The organism is Spirillospora sp. NPDC047418, assembly GCF_040643275.1.
In the GTDB taxonomy this organism is placed as follows: Bacteria; Actinomycetota; Actinomycetes; order Streptosporangiales; family Streptosporangiaceae; genus Spirillospora.
Map to the genome: position 1 here is coordinate 1 of NZ_JBEYTW010000167.1, position 8,878 is coordinate 8,878.

Genomic DNA, 8,878 nt, shown 5'->3' on the forward strand with positions numbered 1-8,878 from the left:
GCGCCCCGGCCTGCTCGGCGTCGGCGCGGGCGGCGTCGGCGGCGCGTCCGGCCTCGGCGGCCAGGGACCGCGCGTCCTGCGCGTCCAGGCGGGCCTCCTCGGCCCGGTCGCGCGCGTCGGCCGCGATCCGGTCGGCCTCCAGGCGGGCCCGGCGGACGACATCGTCGGCCTCGGCGCGGACCGCCGCGACCGTCCGCTCGGCCTCCTCCCGCGCGCCGTGCACCGCGGCGGCGGCCTCGGCGCGGGCCTGCTCGGCGTCCCGCAGCGCGCCGTCGCGCTCGTGTTCGGCCTGCTGGGCGCGCCGCCGGTCGGCGCGGGCGCGTTCGCGGGCCTCGTCCGCCGCCTGCTCGGCGCCGGCGGCGCGCGCCCCGGCGTCCTCGCGCTCGGCCAGCGCGGCGGCCACCGCCGACTGCGCCTCGGCGCGGACGGCGCTGATCCGCGCCTCCACGCCGCGCGGCGACAGCTCCGAGTCCAGCGCCTGGGCTAGGGGGGTGAGCGCCGCCGCGAGGCCCTGCTCCATGCGTTCGTACAAATCCTCGGCCCGCGCGAGGGCCCCCTCCAGGCCCGGCGTGCCGCGCCGCAGCTCCCGCTCGCGCTTGGCGCGGGTCTGGCAGTCGCCCTGCGCGCAGTACTCGCGCGGCCGCCCGCGCCCTTCGCGCCGCGGAACGGGTCGGCCGCAGTACCGGCAGGCGCGCTCCGCGGCCGCCGTCTCCTCGCTGATCGTCACACCCGCCATCCTAGATTTTTCAGATTCCTATTTCCAGAAAATAACAACCTCCGGAAAACGTGGCGCGCCAACTGACGACAATGTTCGTTCTCAGAAGCCAGCTCGGCTAGGCTGCGGCGCATGGACGACCTCCGCCCGCCCGCCACCGGCGTCCCGGCACCCACCGCCCCGCACAGGCCGCCGGGCACCCTCCCCGATGGCCCGGCGGCGACGGGGCTCGTCCCCTCCGGCGAACGGCTCCCGTCCCCGGCCCGGGACCGCCCCGGGCCGCCGGCCACCCGCAACGCGTTCCTGGTCTACGTCGCCGACCTGGAGAGCCCGCGGTCGCGGCGCGCGATGAGCGCCTGCCTGCACCGCCTGGCCGCGATGCTCCACACCGCGGCGGGCCGCGACCCCGGCGCCGCGCCGGGGGAGCGGTTCCCCTGGGCGCAGCTGCGCGCCGAGCACACCGCCGCGCTGCGCGCCCTGATCGGCTCCCGGACCGTCGACGGCCCGGACGGCGAACCGGTCCCGTGGTCGCCCGCCTACCGCAACCTGCACCTGTCGGCGCTGCGCGGCGTCCTGCGGACGGCGTGGCGGCTGGGCGAGATGTCCACCGACGACTACCAGCGGGCCGCCGCGGTGCGGAACTTCCGCGGGACGCGGCTGCCCGCCGGCCGCAGCGTCCACGCCGCCGAGTTCTCCGCCCTCCTGGCGGTCTGCGGCGCCGACCCGTCCGCGGCGGGCACCCGCGACGCCGCGCTGCTGGCCGTCCTCTACACCACCGGCGCGCGCCGCGCCGAGGTCGCCGCGCTGCGCCGCGAGGACTACGACCCGGGCGAGCGCTCCCTGCGGATCACCGGCAAGGGCGACAAGCAGCGGCTGGAGTACGTCCACGAGGGCGCGGCCGCGCTGCTGGGCGCCTGGCTCGTGCTGGACGACCGCACGGCGGGACCGCTGTTCAAGCCGGTGCACCGCTCGGGCGCGGTCCAGCACCGGCCGATGACCGACGCCGCCGTCCGCAACGCCGTCGTCAAGCGCCGCAAGGAGGCGTCCCTGCCCCCGGTCACCCCGCACGACTTCCGCCGCACCTTCATCGGCGACCTCCTCGACCAGGGCGTCGACCTGGCGACCGTCCAGCACCTGGTCGGGCACGCCTCCCCGGCCACCACCGCCCGCTACGACCGCCGCCCCGAACGCCGCCGCCGCAACGCCGTCGACACCCTCCCCTTCCCGTCCCCGCCGGCCCCGCCCGCATGACCCCCGCGCCCGCCGCCGGCACCGGGTCACCGGCGGCCGCCGAGCCGGCCGCCGGGCACCAACAGGCGTGCCGCGCCGCGCCCCGGCGAGCGCGACGTACACCGCCCCTTGGCCGGCGGTTCGGACCGAGGGGCGGTGCGGCTCGGCCGGTTCAGCCGGTGAATTCGTCGACGCCGAGGGCGAAGTCCCAGTGACCGACTCCGTGGCCGGCGAGGCCCACCGTGACCAGGCCCGCTCCTTCCAGCCAGTGCGCCATCTTCAGGTCGCCGACGTCCAGCGGGCGCAGCCCGAGGCTCTTGACGAACTCCGCCACGCCTGCCTTGGCCTGCGCGCTGTCGCCGGCGATGAAGACGACGGGCCGGCCCTTCTCCAGGACTTCGCGGAAGATGGTGTTGAACGCCTTCACGACGCTGGCGCCGGCCGGGGCCGCCTTGGCGGCTTCCTGCGCGACCGAGGTCCCCTCGCCGTAGGCCAGCCCGTCGAAGGTGGAATTGAAGGGGTTGCTGATGTCGATGATGACCTTGCCCGCGAGGGCGTCCCCGTACCGGGCGACGGTCGGAACGACACCGTCGTACAACAGGGCCGTGATGACGATGTCCCCGGCCGGGACGGCGCCCCACTCTCCGGTCGTGGCGCCGCCGCCCAGGGCCTTGGCCAGGTCGGCGGCCTTGGACTGGTCGCGGCCCATGACCTCGACGGTGTTGCCGCCCGCCACCGCCCGCGCGCCGATGGTGCGGGCCATGTTCCCGGTGCCGATGATGGTGATGCTGCTCATGCGGTGTGCCCTCTTCCTTGTTCTCGAGCCTTCGATCTGTCTCGTTCGCGCCGCGTCGAGCAGGAGGTGGCCCATGCCGTCGAAGGATGCGGCCTGGCGGGTCACGAGTGACACCCGTTCGCGGGTGGGTGCCGGCCGGTATGCCCTGAACAATCTCCAGCACACGGATCCGGGCGCCCGCGCGATACTTCTGGGTGTGGTGGATGCCGGCGTTCGAGGACGCCCCTTCGCCCGTGCCGGCGCTGGTATATGCGGGTGTGACCCTTTTTCGGTGTCCGGTGGTCAGATGACGGTGGTGCCGCCGTCGGTGGTCAGTTCCAGTCCGTTGACGTAGCTGGAGTCGTCGGCGGCGAGGAAGAGCGCGACGGTCGCGATCTCCTCGGGGCGGCCCATCTGCCCGCGGGGGATCAGGGACTCGAAGGCCTTCTTGGTGGCCTCGTCGAAGAGTTCCTCCTGCTTGGCCGTGGCGACCTGGCCGGGGGTGAGCACGTTGAACCGGATCCTCCGGTCCCTGAGCTCGTTGAGCCACACGCGGGCCCAGGCCTGCTGCACGGCCTTGCTGCCGGCGTACACGCTCCATCCGGGAAAGCCGCGCAGGGAGGCGTTCGAGCCGGTCATGAAGACCGAGGCGCCGTCGTTGAGCAGCGGCAGCGCCTTCTGCACGGTGAACAGGGTGCCGCGCGCGTTGAGCCAGAACGCGTTGTGGAACTGCTCCTCGGTGATCTCGCCGAGCTTGGCCGGCTCGCCCATTCCGGCGTTGGACCACAGGACGTCGATCGAGCCCTTCTCCTTCGCGACCGTCGCGTAGAGGCGGTCGAGGTCGGCCGGCTCGGACGCGTCGCCCCGCACGGCGGTGACGTTGCGGCCGATCACCTCGACGGCCTCGTCGAGGGCCTCCTGCCGCCGGCCCAGGATGTAGACGTAGGCCCCCTCTTCAACGAACAGCCGGGCGCCGGCCAGTGCCATGCCGGTTGATCCACCGGTGATCACCGCTACCTTGCCGTCGAGCTTTCCCATGATCACTCCATTGGACGGACGGGTATTCGGAACAGCCAGGACGTTACATACACCGTCCTGTGTACTTACGGTATCCGAGGGTCGGCGGCGGCGCAAGCTATGCACACCGATCAGTACCCGACTGGGTTAGGCTGGGGGTATGACGGAGCTGGAGAAGGGCCCCCAAGGCCGGCGCCGCGGCCGGGGCGCACGCGAACGCATCCTCGGCGCGTCCCGGCAGCTGTTCCGCGCCCAGGGCATCAACCGCACCGGCATGGACCAGCTGTGCGCGGTGGCCCAGGTCTCGAAGCGCACCGCCTACCAGCACTTCGCCGGCAAGGACGAACTCGTCGCCGAATACCTTCGCCGATTCGATCCCGACGCCATGTCCGCGGTGTTCGACCGCACCGACCTCACCCCCCGCGAACGGCTGCTCGCCGCCTTCGAGGTGCCCGCGTCCGGGACGCAGGAGCTCACCCCCATGTGCCCGTACATCGCGGCGGCCGTCGAACTCCACGACCCCGAGCACCCCGCGTCCCAGTACGCGCGCGACTACAAGCAGGTCATCGCCGCGCGGCTGGCCGAAACCGCGCGGGAGGCCGGCGCCGCCGACCCCGAACAGCTCGGCGAACAGCTCGCACTGCTCCTGGACGGCGCCGCGGCCCGCACGCGAGTCCTCAACAGCGAGAGCTTCCCCACCGCCGCCGCCATCGCCGCCGTCCTCATCGACAACGCGATCCCCGCGACGGCCCAGCGATGAGCGCTGATCGCGGCAAGGGCGGGTCACGGTAGGGGAGGTAGAGGGTCGCCCCGGCCTTCTAGGCGGGGCGGCGCTCGCAGCCCGCGTCGTCCGCGAAAACCCGTTGGCGGGCCTCGGCGGCCACTGCTACCTTGCCGGAGGCCGTGCAGGAGAACGAGGAGGTGGTATCCGTGAACGCAGTATCGACACGGGTGCTCCCTCCGGGGGTCACGGTCGGGCGGTAGGTCGTCCGGGAGCGCCGTTCACCAGCACTCCCGAAAGGCACGACCATGCGATTCACCACCGAGCGGCGCCTCGACGACGGCGTCCTCGAACGCGACTTCGCCCTCGGCGAGATCCCCGGCGTCCTGTGGACGCCAGGAGCCGCGTCCGCGCCGGCGCCGCTGATCCTGCTCGGCCACCCCGGCGGACTGCACGGGATGCGCCCGCGGCTGGCGGCCCGGGCCCGGCACTCGGCGGAGTACGGCTTCGCCGCCGCCACCATCGAGCTCCCCGGCAGCGGTGACCGGCCCCGCTCGGCCGCCGCCGAGCAGGCCCGCGCCGACCTGCGCGGGGCGCTGCGGGCCGGCGAGCCGGTCGGCAGCGGCATCATCGACCGGCTCGTCCTCCCGCTGGTCGAGCAGGCGGTCCCGGAATGGCGGGCCGCCCTGGACGCCCTCCTGGCGCTGCCCGAGATCGGCGGCCCGGTCGGGTACTCGGGGGGAGTGATCGCCATCGGCGTCCGGCTAGCGGTGGTCGAGCCGCGCATCTCGGCCGCCGTCCTGTTCGCCGGGAGCTTCGTGCCGCGCACCACGTTCGAGGAGGCCCGCCGGGTCACCATTCCGCTGCACGTCCTGCTGCAGTGGGACGACGAGGGCAACGACCGGCAGGCGGCCCTGGACCTGTTCGACGCCTTCGGCAGCAAGGAGAAGGCGCTGCACGCCAACATGGGCGGGCACACCGGCGTCCCGCAGTCCGCGGGGGACCCCGCGGCCCAGTTCTTCACCCGGCACCTGGGCTAGCCGCGCGCCGCCCCCCTTCACCGGGCCGCCGGAGGGGGGCGACGCCCGCCGGGACGCCGCTCATCGGGACGGGCCCCGCGTCCGCCCGGCTCTCAGCTCACGGTGATCCGCCGCGCGCCGGCGAGGTTGGCGATCAGGTCGGGGCGGGTCTGGTGCTCGTGCGCGAGCCAGGCGGGCTGGCCGGGGCCGCTGCGCCAGGACTCGCTGAGCGGGCTGTTGTCGACGGTGTCGAACCCGAAGTCGTCGTACAGCCGCGCCACCAGGTCCACGGCCTCGGGGAAGTCGCTCGACGCCGACAGCGCCAGGCGGCCGGGGGCGCCCGCCGGGAGGCCCGCGGTGGTGATGCGCGGAGCCTGGATGTGGGTGAACGCCTTCACCACCCTGGACCGCGGAAGGTGCTCCTGGCGCAGCTCGTGGACGGTCTTCTCACCCGAGTCGATGACCGGGATGTGGCCGTCGCGCCAGACCATGTAGTTGTTGGTGTCCAGCACGACCTTGCCGGCGAGCTCCTCCGCGGGCATGTCGTTGACCACCTTCAGCGGGACCGCCACGACCGCGAAGTCGCCCGCGGCGGCGGCGCCGGCTGCGGTCGCGGCGCGCGCCGCCGGGCCGAGCTCGTCGATGAGGTCCTTCAGGGTCTCGGGTCCGCGCGAGTTGGCGATGACGACGCCGTAGCCGTTCGCGACCGCGGCACGCGCGATCTGGCCGCCGACCTCGCCCGCGCCGATGATGCCGATCACCGTCATGGGTCCTTCACCTCAACCTGTCGCGGGATGGTCGGCCGGGGCGGGCACGCGCCGGTGCCGGCCCCGGCCGCGGAACTCAGATCTGCTGCAGGCCGCCGTCGACGCACAGGCTCGAACCGGTGATGAAGCCGCTCTGCCCGGAGGCGAGGAAGGCCACGGCGGCGGCGTCCAGTTCCCTCTTGCGGCGGCCGGTGACGAACAGGTGCGCGCCCTCCGCCGCCAGCCGCACGGCCGCGGCCAGGCCGATGCCGGTGCCGCCCCCGGTGACGACGGCGGTCCTGTCCTCGAGCAGTCCCACGTCAACGACCTCCTCCAAATTCCGCATCGATCGATACAGAATCGGAAGGATAGCATTTCTGTATCGATCGATGCGGAACGAGTAAGCTGCGGGGGTGCAGACGAGACAGAGCGGCCCCGTCGGCCGGCCGCGCGGGTTCGACGCCGACCAGGCCCTCGAGCGCGCCATGCTGGTCTTCTGGGAGCACGGCTACGAAGGCGCCAGCCTGGCCGCCCTGACCGGCGCCATGGGCATCTCCACCACCAGCATGTACGCGGCCTTCGGCAACAAGGAGGAGCTGTTCCGCAAGGCCCTGGAGCGCTACACCGAAGGCCCCAGCGCGTACCTGACCGGCGCCCTTGGGCAACCGACCGCCCTCGGCGCCGCCGCCGCGGTCCTGGCCGGCGTCGTTCGCACCACCACCCGCCCGGCCGGCCCCCACGGCTGCATGGGCGTCCAGGGGGCCCTGGCGACCGGCGATCCCGGACGCGGAGTCCGCGACCTCCTCGCCGCCTGGCGCGACGACGGCTCCTCCCGCCTGCGGGAGCGGTTCCAGCAGGCCGTGGACGACGGCGACCTGCCCCCCGAGACCGATCCGGGGCTCCTGGCCCGCTACGTCACCACCCTGGCGTTCGGCATCGCCGTGCAGGCGGCCGGCGGCGTCGGCGGGGACGAACTCCAGGCCATGGCCGACGCGGCCCTGCGCAACTGGCCGCCCGCCTGACGTCCTCCCGGCCGGGCGGTCGGTCGGGGAGCCGTCAGGGCGGGGGTTCGTAGCGGGCGGCGAGGTCGGTGGCGCGGTCGTGCAGGAAGGCGCGCAGCCACTGGGGGGCCAGGGCCTCGGCGTCCGTGCCGAGCTGCCAGAGCGCCCATCTGGCGTGCCTGGCGTCCTGGAAGGTCACCTCAAGCAGCAGCCGGCCGTCCGCGCCGGGTTCCTCGGTGAGGACGGCCAGCGCGGTGCCCAGCAGTTCCTCCCGCCGCGCCGGGGCCAGCCGGACCAGCACGGCGACCTGGTCGCCGCCGGTCCGGAACCGCGTGCCGCGCTCCTGCCAGGCCCGGTCCAGGTCGACGCGGTCGGGGCGCCGCGCGGGTTCGGGGAGTGCCTCGGCGGCCAGGACGCGGGACAGCCGGTAGGTGCGGTCCGCACCGGATCTGAGGGCCAGCAGGTAGCCCCGGTCGCGGATGGTGACCAGGCCGACCGGGTCGACCGTGCGCCATTTCGGGGCCTGGTCCCAGGCCGCGTAGTGGATCCGCAGCCTGCGTCCGGCGAACACCGCGCGCAGGACTTCGGCAGCGACGGCGTCGGGCACCTCCTCGGCGGCCTGCCGGCGCGAGAGCAGGTCGGTCTCCGGTTCGACGAGCAGCCGCTCGGCCGCGCCGGCGGCGGTGTCCCGGTAGCCGTCGGGGAGCGCGTCGACCACTTTGAGCATCGCCGAGGCGAGTGCGGAGCCGAGGCCGAATGCCTGCGCGCCGCGCCGCGACCCGGCGGCCAGCAGGGCGAGGGCCTCGTCGGGGTTCAGGCCGGTGAGCTCGGTCCGGAAACCGGGCAGCAGCGCGAAACCGCCGTGCCGGCCGCGTTCGGCGTAGACCGGGACGCCGGCGGCGGACAGCGCCTCGATGTCGCGCAGGACGGTGCGGGTGGACACCTCCAGCTCGCGTGCCAGCACGGCCGCGGTCAGCCGTCCGTGCTGCCGCAGCAGCAGGACCAGTGACACCAGCCGGTCGGCGCGCATGCGAGAAATCTACTGAAATACACGACACAGGATGTCGTGATTCGCTGGGAGGCTCCTCACCAGGCGTCCGGGAACCCGGCCACCGAGCCGGCGGACGCCCGTCCTGCCGACGAATCGAACGGAGCGGATACGGCGATGGAACGAACGGCGGTCAACCCGGTGACCTGGTCGGTCGAGATGGGATTCAACCAGGGCGAGCTCGTCTCCGGGCACACCCGGACCCTGTACTGCTCAGGGCAGACCGCGATGGGAGACGACGGGAAGCCCCGGCACGACGGCGACATGGAGGCGCAGTTGGCGCTGAGCCTGGCCAACCTGGAGGCCGTCCTCGGCGAGGCCGGCATGTCCCTCGCCGACCTGGTCCGGCTCAACGTCTACACCACCGACGTCGACCTGGTCTTCCGGCACTACGGCGTGCTGGCGTCGCGGCTGGGCGCCGCCGGGGCGGCGCCGGCCACCACGATGCTCGGGGTGGCGCGGCTGGCGATCCCCACCCTGCTGGTCGAGCTGGAGGGGACCGCCGTCGCGTGACGCCGCCCGCGCCGTCCCCCGCGGCCCGCCCGGGCGGCGCGGGGACCCGGAGATGCCCCGCGAGTCGCGGGGGCTCAAACGGCTCGTGGAACG

10 protein-coding genes and 1 pseudogene are annotated in these 8,878 nt (G+C 74.0%); 5 read left to right on the forward strand and 6 right to left on the reverse strand.

The genetic code is table 11. The annotated features are described in order from the left end of the window. Positions 1-727, reverse strand: a pseudogene (locus tag ABZ806_RS44140) (hypothetical protein); the annotation flags it as partial. 120 nt (positions 728-847) lie between these two features. Between ABZ806_RS44140 and ABZ806_RS44145 the strand changes: the two are divergent. Next, positions 848-1,966 (forward strand): tyrosine-type recombinase/integrase, encoded by a 1,119-nt coding sequence (locus ABZ806_RS44145; protein ID WP_500225811.1) that lies wholly within the window; start codon positions 848-850, stop codon positions 1,964-1,966. Positions 1,967-2,117: 151 nt separating this feature from the next. On the opposite strand, the gene ABZ806_RS44150 is transcribed toward ABZ806_RS44145, so the two are convergent. Then, complete coding sequence (locus tag ABZ806_RS44150) at positions 2,118-2,741, reverse strand: NADPH-dependent F420 reductase (RefSeq protein ID WP_500225813.1); 624 nt, start codon at positions 2,739-2,741, stop codon at positions 2,118-2,120. Between the two features lie 282 nt (positions 2,742-3,023). Beyond that, positions 3,024-3,758, reverse strand: coding sequence for an SDR family NAD(P)-dependent oxidoreductase (locus tag ABZ806_RS44155; protein WP_500225815.1), 735 nt, complete (start codon positions 3,756-3,758; stop codon positions 3,024-3,026). A 139-nt stretch (positions 3,759-3,897) separates the two neighbouring features. Here ABZ806_RS44155 and ABZ806_RS44160 point away from each other — a divergent pair, with 139 nt between their 5' ends. Both ABZ806_RS44160 and ABZ806_RS44165 read left to right on the forward strand, forming a co-directional pair. Then, on the forward strand, positions 3,898-4,497 hold the full coding sequence (locus tag ABZ806_RS44160) for a TetR/AcrR family transcriptional regulator (RefSeq protein ID WP_500225817.1): 600 nt from the start codon (positions 3,898-3,900) through the stop codon (positions 4,495-4,497). 269 nt (positions 4,498-4,766) lie between these two features. Then, complete coding sequence (locus tag ABZ806_RS44165; RefSeq protein ID WP_500225820.1) at positions 4,767-5,498, forward strand: dienelactone hydrolase family protein; 732 nt, start codon at positions 4,767-4,769, stop codon at positions 5,496-5,498. A gap of 92 nt (positions 5,499-5,590) precedes the next feature. Here the strand turns inward: ABZ806_RS44165 and ABZ806_RS44170 are convergent, their stop codons facing one another. Next, positions 5,591-6,244 (reverse strand): NADPH-dependent F420 reductase, encoded by a 654-nt coding sequence (locus ABZ806_RS44170; RefSeq protein ID WP_500225821.1) that lies wholly within the window; start codon positions 6,242-6,244, stop codon positions 5,591-5,593. A 76-nt stretch (positions 6,245-6,320) separates the two neighbouring features. Further along, positions 6,321-6,542, reverse strand: a complete 222-nt coding sequence (locus tag ABZ806_RS44175) for an SDR family NAD(P)-dependent oxidoreductase (protein ID WP_500225824.1) — start codon at positions 6,540-6,542, stop codon at positions 6,321-6,323. A gap of 94 nt (positions 6,543-6,636) precedes the next feature. Here ABZ806_RS44175 and ABZ806_RS44180 point away from each other — a divergent pair, with 94 nt between their 5' ends. Continuing rightward, positions 6,637-7,245 carry a TetR/AcrR family transcriptional regulator gene (locus tag ABZ806_RS44180; protein WP_500225825.1) on the forward strand — a complete coding sequence of 203 codons (609 nt, stop codon included), beginning with the start codon at positions 6,637-6,639 and terminating at the stop codon, positions 7,243-7,245. Positions 7,246-7,279: 34 nt separating this feature from the next. Here ABZ806_RS44180 and ABZ806_RS44185 read toward each other — a convergent pair whose 3' ends face one another. Further along, entirely contained in the window at positions 7,280-8,254 is a 975-nt protein-coding gene (locus ABZ806_RS44185; protein WP_500225827.1) for a helix-turn-helix transcriptional regulator, read from the reverse strand. Between the two features lie 135 nt (positions 8,255-8,389). On the opposite strand from ABZ806_RS44185, the gene ABZ806_RS44190 reads away from it, so the two are divergent. Then, on the forward strand, positions 8,390-8,785 hold the full coding sequence (locus tag ABZ806_RS44190; protein ID WP_500225830.1) for a RidA family protein: 396 nt from the start codon (positions 8,390-8,392) through the stop codon (positions 8,783-8,785). The last annotated feature ends 93 nt before the right edge of the window (positions 8,786-8,878 follow it).

Bases quoted from the DNA above. Each gene is read 5' to 3' on its own strand.
- ABZ806_RS44145 (WP_500225811.1), top strand. From the start codon at position 848: ATGGACGACCTCCGCCCGCCCGCCACCGGCGTCCCGGCACCCACCGCC.
- ABZ806_RS44150 (WP_500225813.1), bottom strand. From the start codon at position 2,741: ATGAGCAGCATCACCATCATCGGCACCGGGAACATGGCCCGCACCATC.
- ABZ806_RS44155 (WP_500225815.1), bottom strand. From the start codon at position 3,758: ATGGGAAAGCTCGACGGCAAGGTAGCGGTGATCACCGGTGGATCAACC.
- ABZ806_RS44160 (WP_500225817.1), top strand. From the start codon at position 3,898: ATGACGGAGCTGGAGAAGGGCCCCCAAGGCCGGCGCCGCGGCCGGGGC.
- ABZ806_RS44165 (WP_500225820.1), top strand. From the start codon at position 4,767: ATGCGATTCACCACCGAGCGGCGCCTCGACGACGGCGTCCTCGAACGC.
- ABZ806_RS44170 (WP_500225821.1), bottom strand. From the start codon at position 6,244: ATGACGGTGATCGGCATCATCGGCGCGGGCGAGGTCGGCGGCCAGATC.
- ABZ806_RS44185 (WP_500225827.1), bottom strand. From the start codon at position 8,254: ATGCGCGCCGACCGGCTGGTGTCACTGGTCCTGCTGCTGCGGCAGCAC.
- ABZ806_RS44190 (WP_500225830.1), top strand. From the start codon at position 8,390: ATGGAACGAACGGCGGTCAACCCGGTGACCTGGTCGGTCGAGATGGGA.